The sequence below is a fragment of the Hydrogenophaga sp. genome, from assembly GCF_018780075.1.
GTDB lineage: Bacteria > Pseudomonadota > Gammaproteobacteria > Burkholderiales > Burkholderiaceae_C > Hydrogenophaga.
This window is the reverse complement of the sequence record NZ_JADMKB010000003.1, coordinates 240,851-257,156: the sequence shown is the minus strand read 5'-3', so window position 1 is coordinate 257,156 and position 16,306 is coordinate 240,851. Positions and strand designations below refer to the sequence as shown.

Genomic DNA, 16,306 nt, shown 5'->3' with positions numbered 1-16,306 from the left:
AACTCCCTGGCGAATGACAGGTCGGGTGCGAGGCGCACGGCTACACCTCCGCCACCGGCTTCGCGGATACTCACTACTCGTCGTAATCGAACACACAGCGGGCCAGAACATCGGTGGGCTCATAGCTCCCGTAGCTTCCGCGTGAACGACCGGCCTCCGAGATGAGGTGCAAGTGCTTTCGAGCGCGCGAGGCCAGGACGTACAGCAGCTTTCTGGCTGCGGCATCACCGTCTGAATCGCTGAAGTGGGGCACCATGCCCTGGAGAAGTCCGAATGCTATGACTACATCAAACTCCGCGCCCTTGACCCCGTGAATCGTCGATACCGTGATCCCAGTCCGTTCACGGAACACCTTCTTGAAGAACGACAGATCGGTGATGTAGTCGGCACCGGACTTCTGTAGCTTCTCTAGCCGTGCCTGAGAACTCGCAAAGAATGCTTCGCGATGCTCCACCAGCGAGGGGAAAGCACCCAGCTCGATCCCCAGGCGATCGAGTAACGCGACGAACGCTTGGTCCAGATACGCCAAGCCGTCTGTCTCGGTAATGGCGAGGGAGTTGGACTCCCGCAGTAACGATCGCTGCGTGATCTTGGACGTATCGACGCCGAAATCTCGCAGGTCAGCAATGACGTCCCTGGCCCATCGCATGCGTCGCACCAGCATTTGGGGCGACGATTCCGTCAGCAAGATCTTGGAGAGCTTGAACCAAAAGTTGTCGGGATCATTGCTGAACGGCACCAATCCCGGACCGTCGAACTGCTGGTCGGGGAGCAGTGCCACCAGCTTTCGGGTGGTGGACGCCAGCAAAATCCACCACGGCGCCAACACACAGATCTCTTCGGGGGCATGCCCTTCGGCTAGGCTCTCTTGAATGAGCCTGACGAGTTCATCATGAAGGTCGTCATGTGCAACGAGTCGGTTGTAGGAGACGTGGCTGGGAAAGCCGACCATCTCGCCCGCTCCCTCGATGTCGGTAGCGTGCACGTTGAAGTTGGAGAAGTGCCCGATGATCCGCGCGCTTGAACGGTAGTTCAATCGAAGCTCCATCTCACGAATGGGGATGCCCGTGAGCGCGCGAAAATCCGTCACCGAAATGGCATAACCGCCAAGCGAGCCATAGATTGCCTGGTTGGGATCACCCACGATGAACGTCTTGGTCCTGCCGGCGCCCGCCCGAAGGATGGCCCCCACCAGGTTGTACTGGATCTGCTTCGTATCCTGGTACTCATCGACGAGGACATAGGAAAAGACCTGCGAGAGCAGCGCTGCGATATGCGGCTGATTCCGGATCAGCACCTGGGAGTACCAGAGGATCAACTCGAAATCGATGCGTCTCGTGTCCACGAGTTCTCGAAAGTAGGCTGCCAGGACCTGATGGATCCTGTCGTGCTTTCGCGTGTCGGCGCATCCCAGTCGGCACTCATCTCCTTCGAAGTAATAGTCGCAGTCCCACAAGGTTACGCCGCGGTACGGTGCGCACAGTCGCTCGAGCATCTTTTCGCGGTCGTGCCGGTCCAAGACCGTGTACCCGCGAGCCAGCTCCGGGACGTAGATTCCGTAGGGCTTGATGATCCATTCGAGACAGAACGAGTGAATGGTTCCGATCCACAAGGCGGAGGTGTCGACTCCAAGGGCTTCGACTCGCTCCTGAATCTCGTCAGCGGCCCGGTGGGTGTAGGTGATGGCCACGACGATGCGCTTGTCCGTGCGCTGGGACAGCTCATACGCGATCTTGTAGGTCAGTGTGCGCGTTTTTCCGCTACCCGGGCAGGCGACCAGGAAAACGCTCGATGGCTCTTCGACGGCGGCCGCTTGCTCGGGATTGAGCTCTGTAGCATCCCAGGCAAACATCAGGTCATCCCGGCTAGGAACGCATGGACCACGTCTCCCGGCAACGCCGTTTCGGCCGCCGCGCGAAGTGTAGTCAGATCGATCTTCCGGTCACGGAACTGCTCCAGTTCCAGGGCAAACGCGTTCAGACGAGCACGCGAGGCGACATCAATGCGCCACAGGCATCTCATCCGATGCTGAAGGACTCGAATGATCAGCGGGCGCGAGAACGCTCCATGCGCAAATAGCACCGCCTCTCGGATGTAGGGCGGCACCACGACTTGGTGATCCAGAGTTTGGGCGAGCAAGATCGCGAACCATCCCTTGCCTTCCTGCTCGGCCATCGTCAGGGTGCGGAAGCCACTCTGATGAAGGAGGCCCGACCGAAGCTCGGTCGTTGCCTGCGCGATTGTCGCTTGCGCCTTGTAGACCTTGTCGACGCTGCGCACGATCGCTTCGTGGTTGCCCGCCCCGACAAAATCCACCTCGAAGGTATGCGTGGCATAGAAACTCCGCACCCAGCCGTTGTCCGCGCCAAATGCGTCTAAGTCGATCTTCCGCTGCGCCCCGGCCGTTTGTGAGCCGATCGCCTTGCGCTTCTTGGCAGCCCAGGCGTCACCGTCCGCCGGGTTCGGCGTAGTGTCGAAGAAGATCGTGTCCATGTCCGTGACGATTGCGCACCGCTTGCGGATCCGGATGTCGTGGAACAGGACCGCGACGTTCTTGAATCCGGTGCTGCGGATGTTGATGACGCTAAGCCCCAACTCGTCCACGCTCAGGCCCAAGACCTGCTTCACAAGCGCAGGGATCAAGATCTCTTCCGCGTCCCCCTCCACCAGGATCACGCTCTTGGCAAACAGCAGGTTGCTCCTCACCGCGTCCAGGTATCTCTGGATGCTCGTCACCTGTGCAGGATCCAGTCCGGTCGCCGGCTGGTAGGCCTCACAGAACGCGCCGCATCGACCCAGGATGTTGACGTTGCTCACATTGCTCACCTCGGAGATGTGCGTGGAGTGCGTCGTGTAGATGACTTGTGCATCCTCGTATGCGATGCGATCGAACAGCGTCTTCTGGATATGGGTGTGGATATGTGCTTCGGGCTCTTCGATGAGCAGGAAGTTCGCAATCGCCATCTTCTCGCGCTGGTACTTGAACTCCAGCAATTTGAGGGTCAGGTAGATCAGGTTGGCGCCGCCAAGGCTGAGTTCGTTAATCGTCCCTTCATACTCATCCTCCGCTTCCCCGACGAACAGCCGAAGCGACTGAAAAAGCTGCTCAGCGTCCTCGGGCAGGTCTGACCGGATTGACAACGAAGTCGGAGAGTAGGTCTCGCCGGCTGTGTCCTTGATCGTCTGGCGAATGTGCTTGCGTACCGCTTGCACATCCTCAAGCCCTTCGATGGCGCCATTGAGACCTCGTACCTTGTCCATGATGGGGACCAGGGCCGCCGCGTCGATCTCGCCGCTCTTGCTTTTGAGTAGGGTAAGCAGCGGATTGGTGCGGTTGTTGTGAAACTCGGCCACGACGTCGCGAAGCGCCTGGATGAAGGTGAGTGACACCTCTTTGGTGACCGACAGGAACCCGGGTACCTTTGCCCCAAGTTCAGGAAACTCGGTTTCGCTAGAAAAGGAACAGGACTCGAAGTCTCCGACGATCCGTTGATACGTGGCCGGATCACTAAAGTCAGCGTTGCTTCGACCGGTGAAAATGCTCTCGTAGTCGTCGATGGTTATGCCATCTCGGATTGCCTTCAACTCCGCACCGTCAAAGTCATTGAGGGCCGACAGCTTCAGCCGAATTTCCTTCTTAGGGCGGAAGATGAGGTTGTAGGTCGCCTTTGAAATCGGCCCGGCGTGGATTCCGGCTGTGCCGTGCAGGAACAGCGCCTGGACCGCCTCATCGGGGCTGAGATCCTCGAACTCCATGCTGATGATGATCCAGTGGCCCTTCCACTGATCCAGCGCGCGGCTGAAATCGGACTCTTCCAGCCGATGAGCTGCGCGGACCATGTTGTCGTCCAGGAGCAGCCGGATGGCGCGGAGGATGTTGGACTTGCCTGCGCCGTTCTCCCCGATGATGGTGTTGACGCCGCGCTGGAACGTCAAACTGGTGTTCTTGAAATTTCTGTAATTGACCAGCGTAAGTTTGGAGATGTGCATATCTTGGGCCCTCGTGCTCCCTCGGGCGCTAGTGTCTAGTTGGAATCTATCGTAGCGTTCCAGCCGTTGCCTGCGAAGAGCGTCAAGAGACGCTTGACCAGCGGCGCATGAACTGGCGACTTCTTGAACACAAAGAACTCCGTTTTCACGGAACCAAGTCAAATCCAACTCCACTCCGATACTTCGGTGGACCAAAAAAGGGGGGCTGCGCCCCGGGTTCACAAAAGGCCCCTTTCGGCCATCGAAAGAACCTGGTCGCCTGCCACGATCATGTGGTCCAGCACCCGCACGTCCACCAGCGACAAAGCCGATTTCAGCGTCTGCGTCAGGTGCTCGTCGGCCCGGGACGGCTCCGCCACCCCCGAGGGGTGGTTGTGCACCAGAACCAGGGCGGCGGCATTCCGCGACAGACACTCCTTGACCACCTCCCGCGGATAGACCGAGGTCTGGCTTACCGAGCCCCGGAACAGTTCGAGGTACTCGATCAGGCGGTTCTGCGAGTCCAACATCAGCACCGCGAACACCTCGTGCTCCAGCAAACCCAGCTTCACCTTCAGGAACTCCCGCACCGCCTGGGGTGAGTCGAACAGCACTCGCTCGATCAGGTGCTGCCGCAGGATGCGTTGCGCCGCCTGCAGCACTTCGTCGGTCTGCGCCGGGCGGTAGTCACCCGCTGTGTCGCGAACCAGAAGAACGGAAGGATCAAAGGAGAAGAGATCGTGTGCCATGGCCGGCTCCGTGAATCGGGCGGGATTGCCCGAGACCGGCACCTGCACGGCGCAGCGCAGGGGTCAGGGTTCGTAGACGGCCGCAGGACGCCAGCGCACCACCGCAGGGCAGGGCGCGCCGACCTTGACGCCGAGAACGGCGTGCTACGGTGAAGGGAACAGCAAGACGCCCCACCCACACACTTCGCGCGTACCAGGGCAAGCACAGCGCGCAGGCAGCGCAGGCTGCCGGAGGCGTCAGGGATTCCCGCCGAACGGCCGAGACGGGCTCCGCCTGGCTCGGGGCAGTGCCCGGGGAGCCCGACGGCGCGAGCCGTGACGCTCGAATCCCTGGGCCGACAAAACGTCCTTCAGTTCAAAATACTGTATAAAATTACAGCCACCGCAAAGGAGAAGCCCATGCACCATGAATTTCGTCAGCTGTACCAGCCTCGCTTCCAGCGCCGTTCGGAATGGCTGCGCCGCGTCTGGCGCTGGTTCTGAACAACTCATGCCTAGCACCCCACGAGGTTCGCGCATGAACGCCCCCGTGTTCCAGGAGGTGCTGCTGCGGATCAATTCCCCCGGCGACGAACTGCCCCTGGCCATCGCCGGTGTGTTGCGCTATGTCTGGAAGAGTCGCTACGGCGAGATCCTGATTGAGGTTGTGGGCAATGAAGTGTTCGTCAATGGCAGCCGGGTCGGAAAAACGCATTCGGCTTCCGCTGAGTTTTCCGACGGGTGATCCTGACCGATCCATCGCCCCAACTATCGGTCTCCGTGCAGGTCATGTGAGCAACCGTGCAGTTTCAACAGAACCCCCTTTGCCATGTCCAACAACAGTGCCACCAGGCCCGGTCCACACAGAGCCAAAAGAGCAGAGTCCGTGGTCTTCAGTGATCTCGCTGAGTTGTGCTGCAGTCCAGGCTACGTCCATGCCTTGGCCTACATCTGCCATAGGGACAACTTCATTGCATACGACACCAGAATGAAGTCGCCGGACATGGCGAAGCTCTTCACGCGCGGGCGACTGATTCGGACCGAGATCACCACCCTCATCGGACTGATGGTTCAAAAGGACATTGATCCGTCGCTGCCTGAGCCGGTGCTCATGCAGTCGTACATCGAGCGAACCGACGCCTTGATGGACGAACTCCATGCAGCCATCGGCTCGCCGATGTTCGCGAACATGAGTGCAGCGGTCACAGGCCAGGCGATTGATGCGGCTACCGGTCGAGGCGCATTTCTGCGTGAACCGATCTTCTATGGTGGCGAGTCGGCTTACTCGTTCCAGTACCGAGACTTCTCGCCCGAGAAGTACGGCAAGGATGACGAGTGGCTGCAACGCACTAAAGGTTTCAGCATCCAGGCCGCCACCGCAGTGGTCCGCGCCATCGGTGAACGTCAGAATGAAAACGTCATGGCGGCACACCAAGCCATGCGGCCGGACGATACGGCCAGCTGGACCATTCTCCCGGGCTTCTTTCTTTCCGCCGAAGAGCTGGTTGCGACCAGTGGCGTCGCCCTGGAGGAAGTCCAAGCCGTCCTACGGGCGTTCACCCATCAAGGCCACAACACCGGTTTTACCGATGCCAGTGCCTTCAACGCGATCTCGGCCACGCCGCTGATTCCGCTGCCCGATGGTCGTGTCTTGCTGTACCAGTACTACAGCCTCGTGGAAGCCCTGTATGAATCCCCTTTTTACTGGATGCTGCAGGACGATAGCTATAGGAACAAGGCGTCCAGGCACCGTGGTGAGTTCACAGAGGCGATGGCGGTTCGCTGTCTTGCCAAAGTGTTCGGGGCGGCCAATGTCCGCAGCAACATCGATGTGTATTGCGGCAAGCAAAAGACCGGTGAGATCGATGTCCTCGTGACTTTCGGCGACCGCGCGATCGTTGTCCAAGCCAAGTCCAAGCGGCTGACGCTGGAAGCCCGACGGGGCAACGACGGGCAGATCAGGGCGGATTTCCAGAAAGCCGTTGTCGAGGCCTATGAGCAGGGCATGGTGTGTGCCCGGCACATCCTCGCCGGGGACTGTGTGTTGCGCGATGCCCTCGGCAACGAAGTCGTGCTTCAGTGGAAACCCAAGGAGGTGTTTCTGCTCAACGTGGTCGCCGACCACTATCCGGCGCTCAGCTTCCAAGTGAGCCAGTTCCTCAAGCATGAAGCGACCGTGGGCATCCGGCCGCCCTTCGTGATGGATGTGTTCCTGCTGGATGCCCTGACGGAGATGCTGGAGTCACCGCTTCGGTTGCTGGGCTACATCCATCAGCGGGCGCTCCATGCCGACCGCTTGCAACTGTCCCACGAACTGGTGGCGCTGTCCTTCCATCTGAAGGAGAACCTTTGGCTCTCTCCAGAACACGACCTGGTGATCCTTGGCGATGACATCAGTGCCGATCTGGATCTCGCAATGATGGTGCGCAGAGACGGTGTGTCGGGCGACAGGACACCCGACGGCATCCTGACCCGTTTCGCAGGAACCGCATTTGAACGGCTGATCCAACAGATCGAACAGAAAAGCGATCCTGCGACCCTCGACCTTGGGTTCCTGCTACTGACCCTCGGGGAAGACACGTGCCGCCACCTCGCGCATGGCATTCAGGAGCTGACGCGTCGGGCGAGAGCCGACGGGAAACCACACGACTTCACCGTTTCAATCGGTGAAGCCGAGGAGGGGATCTGCCTTCATTGCAATCCTGGACCCGTGGGGCAGGCCAGGGATCGATTGGAAGCCCACTGTCACAAACGGAAGTACGCGCTGAAGGCGCGCAAGTGGTTTGGCCTTTGCCTGCACACCGACGAAAGCATCCGTTTCGGACTGACATTGGACTATCCCTGGCAGCCTTCGGACGACATGGACCTCTTGACGCAGACCATGCAGAACCGGTTCGGCAGGAGCACCCAAGGTCCAGTCCAGAAATGGCCACGCGCCAAGATCGGTCGGAACGATCCCTGTCCGTGTGGGAGCGGCCTGAAGTACAAGAAGTGCCATATTGGCAGCGAGCGGTAGCCGGCAGAAAAACCTGTTCTCAGAAGATTTTCGTACAGGTCCTGCGCCCGATTGAGTGCGCTGCCTTGGCACCTGACTGAGCCGTTGTTCGAGCGATGGAACCATGTTCCTAGATGATTGGGTTGCCGTGGAACGGTGTTGGTTCCTTGTCATGCGTGGGCTCATTGATCGCCCGATAATTCTTCCCATGCAGCTGTCACATCCCAAGCCCGTCAATCGCTGCCATGTGTGTGGCGGTACCAGCTACCACCATCTGGTGGCGCGCAATGAACACTCTGAGCTTCGTTCGACACCGACCCTGGTCTGCGATGGCTGCGGCCGGTCTTTTCCTGATGTCAGAACCTGGCGAGACGGCGTGCCCACCATGGCCCAAGAGCAGGGTGCATGAACGGCACTTACCTCGTTACGGCCTACGCTGACAAGGACCAGGTCAAAGCCCTTGGCGCCCGTTGGGATCCTGCACGTCGCCAGTGGTATGTGCCGGCGGGGCGGGACATGGCTCCTTTCACAAGCTGGTTGCCCGAGGGTGCTGCGGCACCTGCTGCCGGGGAGGCACTTGCTCCCGCGACACCGTCAACACCTGCAAGCACCGAACTGACGGTTCCCCAGAAGGGCATTGCGCTTTCCCGTCTGCTGGCCGGTGTGACGCAAGCCATCAGCGAAGCCTTCAAGGCGGGTGTCTGGACTTTGGTCGAAGTGGTTGATACCCGTGTCCGCAATGGCCATGTCTACATGGAGGTTTCGGAGCGTGACGGCAACGGCGCCATCACCGCCAAAGCGACGGCTGTAATCTGGGCCAGCCAGGCCAATCGCATCCTCCCTGAATTCCAGCAAGCCACCGGCGCCCAGTTGGGTCCCGGCATCAAACTGCTGGTCCGTGCCCGTCCCGTGTTCAAGCCGCAGTTCGGCTTCAGCCTTGAATTCGATGCGATCGACCCGGACTACACGCTCGGCGACTTGGAGGCACGCAAACGGGAAATCCGTGAACGGCTTCAGCGCGAGGGGCTTTTCGACTTGAACCGCCTATTGCCTCGACCATGGGACTACAACCATGTGCTGGTGGTGGCACCCGAAGGGGGCGCCGGCCTGGGGGATTTTGAGGCGGAAGCCACACGGCTGGAGGCGCACGGCATCTGCCACTTCATCTATGCCTACAGCCGTTTTCAAGGCGATGGTGCCGCCGCTGACATCCGCACGGCACTGCTTTCCGCCCTGCAACAGATTGAGCTGAACCACCCCTGGCACCCCGACGCGGTTGTGATCATCCGCGGTGGTGGCGCAGTCAATGACCTCGCCTGGCTCAACGACTACGGGCTGGTGCGTTGTGTCTGCGAACTGGGTATTCCCGTGCTCACTGGCATCGGCCATGAACGGGATAACACCGTGCTGGATGAGGTGGCCAACGCCCGCTTCGACACCCCCTCCAAAGTCATCGCCGGGATCGAGCACACCATCGTCAAACGCACGCGCGAAGCCAAGGCCATGTTCGAATTCGTGACCCAGAGGGCGACACATTCCCTGGAGCGCTCGCGTCGCATGACCACGCAGATCTACACCGCAGTGGAAACGGGCGCCAGACAGGAGTTGGCCCATGCGAAACAGCAAGCCTCTGCCTGGTTGTCCGAGCTCAAGCTGGATGCGGCCTATCAACTGCGTGTTGCAGCCGAAACCTCGCACCGGCAGTTGACCAACATCCAGCACCTGGCGCAACAGCAACTGCACCAGGCACAGCGGGATGTCCCGGCCTTGATGAGCGAGATTCGGGCCGAGGCCAGTAAGTCGCTTCGCACTGCGGAGGTGCTGAGCGCAGCAGAATGGCGCTACGTCGCCGAGCGGGTGTCCACCGATCTGCGCCAACAGCAAGAAGCCGTGACGAGAACCTTCGACGACATAGGTGCCCGTGCGCGAAGGACTTTGTCCGATGCCCGCACCGGCACTCAGGCGTTGATACGGGAGATTGCTGGACAGGGACCCGAGAAGACGCTCCACAGAGGTTTTGCACTCGTCAGGGACGTCACAGGCCGGGTGATCACCAGCGCCACCGCACCAGACACCCACATCACCATCGAATTCAGAGACGGCCAGCGTGCCGCTGAGTTGAAAGGCAGAACCCGATGACCCAGAAAACGTTCAAAGAAGCCTATGGCATGTTGCAGCAACACGCGCAGGCCTTGCGTGATCAGCAGGAACCGAACATCGATGATCTGTTGAGTATCGTGACGGAATCCGTCGCTGCCTACAAGGTATGCCAGTCCCGCATTGATGCGGTGGAGAAAGCTCTGGAGAAGGCGCTCAGCTCTGCCCGCCAAGACGATTCAGACCGGGACACCGCTGAAGGGGATTGATCCCGTATGTGCACTTGTGGTGCGGCAGTGCATTTCTTCGACCACCCCAACACAATGAGCTGTGTCCACCGATAGGGATCGCATTTCATGGGGTGTAGGTCGCGAGGCGTCGCGTTCGGCGGGACAAGCAGTGGCAGCAGCCGGCCGCGCGAAGCGCTAAACTGAACCCGAGGCCAGCGTGCCTCCCCGTCTTTCCTCCCTAGGCGGGCCAACCTTTCGTTGGTTGAGTCGCCCGGTGGTCAGTGATCGCCGGGCGTTTTTTTCTCTTTTGTAGCGCGACTGAGGGCGAGCGAGGTATCAAGCGAAAGCGCCACTGTTGGTGCGAGCTACTCGCTTTTCGAGAGAGTTCCAGAGCGTGTGGTGCTTCGATCGATGTAGTGATCGACCCTACATTTGCGCACGAAGTGCTGGTGTCCAGCTTAGTCGTTGAATTGCGGCCCTTTGCGCTTTGAGTGGCCACCCACAATCCCACAATTTCGATTTCGACGACGGGAGCAGTCGTTGGCCGTCGTGCTGACAAGGTCGAGATGCAAGTCATAGCCACTCGACCGTCGCCCTCGAGCAGGCGGTGAGTGGTGCGAAATTCTTGCGAAAAAAACAATACTGGTTAAAAATACAGATGTTCCTCAAAGGAGAACTATGCCTAGCTACATATTCGTGTCACCCGGATCCGACCCCGGAGCCGGGCTCGCCCTCGTGGATCCGATGCTCAGTTCCAAACGACCATCAATGGGCACGTGTAGGCCAGACCTGAGGCGCATGGTGAGGCCTGGCGACCACATCTTCGTGATCAGTGGTAGCCGCGGGCGAACCATCCCCCAGTACGTCATTGGTGGTATGCAGATTGATCAGAAGCTCGACGACCAGCTGGAGGCTCTTCGACACCGTCCCGAGAACGCGCTGCATTTTGACGGGAATCAGCGCGCAGGAAACATCATTGCCCTGCCGGACGGGACCCAGCACCCTCTCGACGAGCACGACAAGCGCGATCGCGAAAAGTTCGAAAGCCGCATCAAGAACTACATTTTGGGCAAAGACCCTGTGATCCTTGAGACGCCTCGAGAAGTCGAAATCGGCCGTGACCGGTCTGTGGGCATCCTGTCGAAGATCTTCGACATTCCTGGGTACCGAATGCAGCAGGTGGTTGGGCGCGGACGCAAGCTTTCCAACGTGCAAGTTGATCAGTTGCTGCGCGCTCTCGACGACATCAAGCGTGAGGCGCGTTCGTGACCAACATCGCGGCCCACGTGGTGAGCAGGAACTTGACCATGGAGAAGGCGGCCAAGAAGGCTGGCATGACTCCCGAAAGGTTCGAGCAGGTCGCGGGTGGTGCGAGGGCGACGTTGGGGGAGATGCGAGGTATCGCCAAGGCGCTGCAGGTTCCGGTGTCCAGCTTGATGGAGCGCGAGCGTGAGGCGGCCGAGCCGATCAAGATGCTGTTTCGGCAGACCCTTGAGCAGCGAGAGGCAATTGAAGTCGCCTCTCATGTAGACGTGCTCTCGGCACAAGTCCGCGACGCGCTCTCCATTGCGCGTGGGCTGCGCTCGGATTTGACCTGGCTGGATATCTTCTATGGCATGGAGCCAACTCCTGACAACGCTTTCGCATTCGCGGACATGTTCCGCCAGAAGTTCGGAGGCATAGGCGACCTTGAACCCTTTCCGGAGTTGGCGAGAGTCCTCGCCGCCTTGGGTGTGCTGCTTCTGTTTTCGCGCGACCCCTCCGTCGAAGGAGTCTCAGCTATCGTCGATGGCCACGCAATTGTGATCATTGGCCCGCGCACCTTCAGGCCACGGATGCTTTTTACTGTCGCCCACGAGCTTGGTCACTTGGTTGCACATCATGGCCACCGAGACCAAGGTTACGCACACCTAGACAAAGAGGCTGACTGGTCGCGCAGTCCGCGGCGCGCCGAGGAGAAGTTCGCTGACGCCTTCGCCTCCGCTGTATTGTTACCCCAGCACGGAGTGCTCAGCGCCCTAAAAGTTGTTCGTGAACACCTTGGGATCTCGAATCAACCACTAGGGGCTGCGGAGATCGCTTGGATTGCGCATCTATTCCATGTCAGCTTTGAGGTGGCGGCTCGGCGCTTCGAAACCTTTGGTTTGCTGCCAGTTAGCGGTGCGCGTGCCTTCTACCAACGGCTGCAAGACGACTTCAAAAATCCCGAAAAATTCGCTGCTGACGTTGGCGTTCCGGCGCGCCAGGAACTTGTGATTGAAACCACTCCCGCGCTCATGCAGTCTGCTGCGGCAAAAGTTAGAGCAGGCAAGTTGTCGCTGGGCAAAGCTGCGGAACTGCTGAATGTTCCCGTTTCGGCTATCGTGGTCGCGAACTCGGAAATCACCGCGTGATCGTTGTCCTCGACGCATCCACATTGATCAATCTGGACAACGGTGATGTTCTCACCGAAGTTCTCTCGCTCCCGCTAAGGGCGTTTCAAATCAGTCCCGAGGTGCTGCGCGAGTCGCGCACCGTCGCAAAGGCTATCAAGGCGGCCGTTGAACGCGGCGACATCGACTGGGTTGACGACACTGCTATCGACGCTCAGGAGTTCGAGGACGCTCTCGCCGTTTGGGAACTAGGCCCAGGTGAGACAGAGTGCATCTTGGCCGCCAAGGCCTTAGGCTGTTCGGTCGCTTGCGATGATGGGGCCGCGCGCAAAGTGATCGAGCGCGAGATTGGCATCCCTCGCATGACAGGGACTGTGGGTCTGCTTCGCGAGGCGGTTGTCGCTGGGCTGATCACAGCGCAGCAAGCGTACGAGGCCTATCAGCAGATGAAGCGCCTAGGCGGTTTTCTGCCCAAGCTTGCTGTGGCCGACTTTGAGCCCTAGATTGTCTCTGGGCGTAGCCCCAACTTGTCCTCGCGTACGGGTCTGATGGCGTTTTGAGCCAGTCTCTGTCGAATGCCAACGAAGGGATTTCCGATGGTCTTCTTCTTCTGGCCTGACGCCTGGAAGGTCCTGCCGCATGAGTGGCAATCGTGGTCGATGTGTGGGGTAAAAGCAAGCTCCCCTCGCTCGAAGTGAGGCTCCCCGCAGTGTGTACAAATGAGATCCACCACTCTGCCTTCAAGATGCGGCATGGCCGACTGCGCCATGTAGGTGCGGACCTGTTCCGGATCCAACTTGATCCCGTCAATCGTAACCTTGGCATAGGTTTCGTCGACATCAGGCATTTCCTGTTCGCTGGTCTTGAATGCATGTAAATGGATACCCGTCATCTCGGGGTCCGTCGAAGTCCAGAGAATTGCAGGATTCGAGCCCCAGATCTGGATGCCGCCTGGGTAGTCACACTGCTTGATCGAGATTGAGTCGGGAGCCTTGCGCTTCTTCGTGGGCACAGCACCGAGTATTTTGCGCAACTCGGCAATCGGATTGCCGATACCAACGCCCGTATCGGAGAACTGACGACCGCAACCGTGGCACTGGTGCTTACGATGCGAGTGCACGGCAAACCAATCGCGGTCCAAGTGTGGGAAACCGCAGTAGATGCACTTCACAGGTATCGTCTCGAAGCCGAAGACGCTTGACACCATATAGTTGATTGCGTCGATCTCGTCGACATCAACCCAGCCGTCGGAGAGTAGGTCCACGCGGTGCGGGATTCGTAGCCGGCGGTAAGTCCTGTCGATGTCTTTTTGCCCCCCGCGAGCCTCCCTGGCGTGAACGTGGATGCCACGGTCGGTGGGCTGGGTCGTTGTGTCGTAGACAGCGGGCACCGAACCCCACAGGGCGATCCCGCCAGGGTAGTCCGCGAAGTCTAGGTGAAGCGTTTCTTCGGATGTGATCGGCGGGTCGTCTGCCGCCACGCATTTGTCCGCAGCTACTCCGTATTTGGCTGTGGCGTTTGCGTGGTGCTCCAGGCACCAATATCGGGTGCCGCCATCTCGGCGTTTCCCCACGGCAATGACTTTGCAATCCATGCAAGCATTATCGCGAAGTTGCGTGCCGGGAGAGGGCAGGCCATTCCTTTCGCAGAAGCCGTACCTTATGTCATCACTTGGTTGCGAGTCCCGGGATTGAAGCCGAGGTCGTCTAGGTAAGTGGCAAATCGGTCGCAAAGTTCTGCGTGGCAACGGTCTACGAGAAACTCCACGTCTTCGATCTTCTTCTGAACCGCCAACAGGTTGATCGTTTGGATGGCCACCCTCGGTCGGTCACAGCAGTGGATGCAGTCGTGGCGTCGCTGGAAGATGGCGACGAATCTCGCTTCAAAGTGAGCCAGAGCCTTATCCTTTTGAGCGTCCACGTTGGGGGCTGGTACGGCAGCCAGTTGGGCTGCGCTTATCCCGAAATGACGGTGTTTTGCCTGCGGGTCCGAGATCCAACCCAGCACTCGATCACGGCTGAGTAAGCCTCGCCGCTTTGGGAAGAACTGGTTGAACAGTCCTGAAATCTGAGCAAAGGAGAGGACGTTCTCCTTCTCCACGAGTTCCCTGGCAGCCATCCGCCATCGCCATCCGGGCATCGACGTCTGTCGAAGAATTGCGGTCACAGGGATTCGTAGATTGTTCAGTCGATCTGGCAACACGACGGCAGGCTGCAACTCCTTCGCACGCAGCACTCTGGAGATGACATCGGCATAGGCATCAGCAAAGTATGCGTCACACGCCCCGACCGCGAACATCAGCGCTGACCGGAGCATGTCGTCTCCGCATGCAGGCAATAGCGCAGCGTTGTTCATGAGCATCCTGGCACGCGTCAAGTCGGTATCGAAGTGAGATTTCGCAGTTTGCAGAACGGGCATAAGACTCCCAGAGAAATTCTGTATTGACCCAGCGGTTTCTGCACAGGTCAGGCCGCAAGCGCTGCAGCCCTCCAGCATGGCAGCCTTAGGCGCTGAGTGCGGGCATTCAAATTTGATGTCTGCTCTTTCGCGAGGCAATCCACTTGATATTCACCGAGCAAAGTCGCAGTGTGACTCGCGCGAGGGTATGCGGTGATCAATGTGAGCTCGACCCGAACTGCCGCAGATCATCAACCAGTTGCGAGACAACAGCCTCTTCAGCGATGGCTACCCCCTTCAATCGCATCGCATCGACCAAAGCAGCGTCCCAAGATGCGGCAATGCGCACATCCTCCAGGTCCCGCTCCTTGGCCGCGAGGGACTTGACTGCCTGGAGATAGTCCTCGGCTCCAAATCGCCATGAGCGTGCATCGCAGAGCTTCATGACGTTGTTGGCGATGTGAATACCAGCCCAATCAAAGTCTCCGTGATACAGCAGCTTGGCTCCCGCGTCTGACAGCTGTTTCAACAGCACACGCTGTGCGGCAGCAGGCATGCCCTCGGTGCACACTAGGGGGGCACATGCAGCACCCAGTCGATCCGCTGCAATTGAGACGATGTTGGGGTTCTCGCAGACGTAGATGATCTGATCCGCAACATCCCAGGCAGGGGGTGTTCTCACGAGGCGGCGCAGGGAAAGGTAACCTGGTTCACCTGCTGCGGCCGGCGCATTTGACGGAGTGCGGACTGGCAGATTCAGAAACAGGGCAGGGCGGGCCAACTCGTTGACGAGCACGCCCGATCGAGCCCAGACATCTCGCACCCTCTCGCTGGGTCGACGAGCGCCATCTGCTTCGTCTGTGGCTTCCTCAGAAGTGGATTGCTCCTGCTCATCGGTGTTGGCGCCATGTTGCAATGCGGCCAGCACAACCGTGGCCACCGCTTGTCCATTGTCGAGGGAGTGGGCATTGCCGAGCGCATCGGCGGCCAGTTGGGCGCGTGTCAAACCCTGGGCTGGCAGATGTTGCATGACCGCGTGCGCTTGTTGCAGCAGTTGGTGAGCGGTTTGAGGTTCTTGTTTGGACACGCGCTTGAGCAGGCCGACGGCTGATGATCCCTGCAACCACGCGTGCAGCGAGGGGTGAAGCCCGTGACTGTCGGTAACGCTGGTCCAGCGTGACTGCAGCTCGGCCTTGGCCTCTGCTCGGTTCACGATGGGGCCATCCAGCGTTTCCAAGGCTTCTTGAAGCGAGTTGGCTATGCCCGCCTCCTGCAAAGCTGCGTCGAACCGGGCGATGTTGATTCGGACAGATCGGGTGGAGCGGGGCGGGAGACCGATGAGCAGAGCCAACGCCTCGTATTCAACGGCGCTCAGGTTGGTCAGGTGGAAGCCCGATTTTTCTGGATCGCGTCCATACCGCTCGAAATGCCGCCTCATCCGCCGACGCAACTCAGCAAGCTCGGCGCCCCCGAGCCTTCTGATCAGCCTTGGATCGAAAGTGGGATCGTTCGCCATGT

General features: G+C 59.4%; 14 protein-coding genes. 8 read left to right on the top strand and 6 right to left on the bottom strand.

Annotation, left to right across the window (positions count from 1 at the left end):
* Positions 1-73: 73 nt before the first annotated feature.
* From IV088_RS01410 to radC, 3 genes are all read right to left on the bottom strand, one after another.
* Positions 74-1,852 (bottom strand): ATP-dependent helicase, encoded by a 1,779-nt coding sequence (locus tag IV088_RS01410; protein ID WP_291096870.1) that lies wholly within the window; start codon positions 1,850-1,852, stop codon positions 74-76.
* Positions 1,852-3,990 carry an AAA family ATPase gene (locus IV088_RS01405; RefSeq protein ID WP_291096867.1) on the bottom strand — a complete coding sequence of 713 codons (2,139 nt, stop codon included), beginning with the start codon at positions 3,988-3,990 and terminating at the stop codon, positions 1,852-1,854. The genes IV088_RS01410 and IV088_RS01405 overlap by 1 nt, the downstream gene beginning before the upstream one ends.
* 218 nt (positions 3,991-4,208) lie before the next feature.
* Entirely contained in the window at positions 4,209-4,718 is a 510-nt protein-coding gene (radC, locus tag IV088_RS01400; RefSeq protein ID WP_291096865.1) for a DNA repair protein RadC, read from the bottom strand.
* Positions 4,719-5,033: 315 nt separating this feature from the next.
* On the opposite strand from radC, the gene IV088_RS01395 reads away from it, so the two are divergent.
* From IV088_RS01395 to IV088_RS01360, 8 genes are all read left to right on the top strand, one after another.
* A complete protein-coding gene (locus tag IV088_RS01395; protein WP_291096862.1) occupies positions 5,034-5,201 on the top strand; it encodes a hypothetical protein in 168 nt (55 codons plus the stop codon).
* Between the two features lie 34 nt (positions 5,202-5,235).
* The gene (locus IV088_RS01390) at positions 5,236-5,442 is read left to right on the top strand and encodes a hypothetical protein (protein WP_291096859.1); all 207 of its coding nucleotides are present in this window, start codon (positions 5,236-5,238) and stop codon (positions 5,440-5,442) included.
* Positions 5,443-5,700: 258 nt separating this feature from the next.
* The gene (locus tag IV088_RS01385) at positions 5,701-7,713 is read left to right on the top strand and encodes an SEC-C metal-binding domain-containing protein (RefSeq protein ID WP_291096856.1); all 2,013 of its coding nucleotides are present in this window, start codon (positions 5,701-5,703) and stop codon (positions 7,711-7,713) included.
* Between the two features lie 384 nt (positions 7,714-8,097).
* On the top strand, positions 8,098-9,831 hold the full coding sequence (gene xseA / locus IV088_RS01380; RefSeq protein ID WP_291096853.1) for an exodeoxyribonuclease VII large subunit: 1,734 nt from the start codon (positions 8,098-8,100) through the stop codon (positions 9,829-9,831).
* Positions 9,828-10,058 carry an exodeoxyribonuclease VII small subunit gene (gene xseB, locus IV088_RS01375; protein WP_291096851.1) on the top strand — a complete coding sequence of 77 codons (231 nt, stop codon included), beginning with the start codon at positions 9,828-9,830 and terminating at the stop codon, positions 10,056-10,058. Before xseA ends, xseB begins: the two co-directional genes overlap by 4 nt.
* Before the next feature lie 837 nt (positions 10,059-10,895).
* Positions 10,896-11,288 (top strand): hypothetical protein, encoded by a 393-nt coding sequence (locus tag IV088_RS01370; protein ID WP_291096849.1) that lies wholly within the window; start codon positions 10,896-10,898, stop codon positions 11,286-11,288.
* Positions 11,285-12,412 carry an ImmA/IrrE family metallo-endopeptidase gene (locus IV088_RS01365; RefSeq protein WP_291096847.1) on the top strand — a complete coding sequence of 376 codons (1,128 nt, stop codon included), beginning with the start codon at positions 11,285-11,287 and terminating at the stop codon, positions 12,410-12,412. Before IV088_RS01370 ends, IV088_RS01365 begins: the two co-directional genes overlap by 4 nt.
* The gene (locus IV088_RS01360) at positions 12,409-12,894 is read left to right on the top strand and encodes a hypothetical protein (protein ID WP_291096845.1); all 486 of its coding nucleotides are present in this window, start codon (positions 12,409-12,411) and stop codon (positions 12,892-12,894) included. Before IV088_RS01365 ends, IV088_RS01360 begins: the two co-directional genes overlap by 4 nt.
* Here the strand turns inward: IV088_RS01360 and IV088_RS01355 are convergent.
* The 3 genes from IV088_RS01355 to IV088_RS01345 all read right to left on the bottom strand — a co-directional run bounded on the left by IV088_RS01355 (position 12,891) and on the right by IV088_RS01345 (position 16,304).
* The gene (locus IV088_RS01355; RefSeq protein ID WP_291096844.1) at positions 12,891-13,985 is read right to left on the bottom strand and encodes a hypothetical protein; all 1,095 of its coding nucleotides are present in this window, start codon (positions 13,983-13,985) and stop codon (positions 12,891-12,893) included. The genes IV088_RS01360 and IV088_RS01355 overlap by 4 nt on opposite strands.
* A 65-nt stretch (positions 13,986-14,050) precedes the next feature.
* Positions 14,051-14,746 carry a hypothetical protein gene (locus IV088_RS01350; protein ID WP_291096843.1) on the bottom strand — a complete coding sequence of 232 codons (696 nt, stop codon included), beginning with the start codon at positions 14,744-14,746 and terminating at the stop codon, positions 14,051-14,053.
* 259 nt (positions 14,747-15,005) lie between these two features.
* Complete coding sequence (locus IV088_RS01345; protein WP_291096842.1) at positions 15,006-16,304, bottom strand: TIGR02679 family protein; 1,299 nt, start codon at positions 16,302-16,304, stop codon at positions 15,006-15,008.
* Positions 16,305-16,306 lie beyond the last annotated feature (2 nt).

Coding starts and splice junctions, on each gene's coding strand:
- IV088_RS01410 (WP_291096870.1), bottom strand. CDS start 1,852: ATGTTTGCCTGGGATGCTACAGAGCTCAATCCCGAGCAAGCGGCCGCC.
- IV088_RS01405 (WP_291096867.1), bottom strand. CDS start 3,990: ATGCACATCTCCAAACTTACGCTGGTCAATTACAGAAATTTCAAGAAC.
- radC (WP_291096865.1), bottom strand. CDS start 4,718: ATGGCACACGATCTCTTCTCCTTTGATCCTTCCGTTCTTCTGGTTCGC.
- IV088_RS01390 (WP_291096859.1), top strand. CDS start 5,236: ATGAACGCCCCCGTGTTCCAGGAGGTGCTGCTGCGGATCAATTCCCCC.
- IV088_RS01385 (WP_291096856.1), top strand. CDS start 5,701: ATGGCGAAGCTCTTCACGCGCGGGCGACTGATTCGGACCGAGATCACC.
- xseA (WP_291096853.1), top strand. CDS start 8,098: ATGAACGGCACTTACCTCGTTACGGCCTACGCTGACAAGGACCAGGTC.
- xseB (WP_291096851.1), top strand. CDS start 9,828: ATGACCCAGAAAACGTTCAAAGAAGCCTATGGCATGTTGCAGCAACAC.
- IV088_RS01370 (WP_291096849.1), top strand. CDS start 10,896: ATGCAGATTGATCAGAAGCTCGACGACCAGCTGGAGGCTCTTCGACAC.
- IV088_RS01355 (WP_291096844.1), bottom strand. CDS start 13,985: ATGGATTGCAAAGTCATTGCCGTGGGGAAACGCCGAGATGGCGGCACC.
- IV088_RS01350 (WP_291096843.1), bottom strand. CDS start 14,746: ATGAACAACGCTGCGCTATTGCCTGCATGCGGAGACGACATGCTCCGG.
- IV088_RS01345 (WP_291096842.1), bottom strand. CDS start 16,304: ATGGCGAACGATCCCACTTTCGATCCAAGGCTGATCAGAAGGCTCGGG.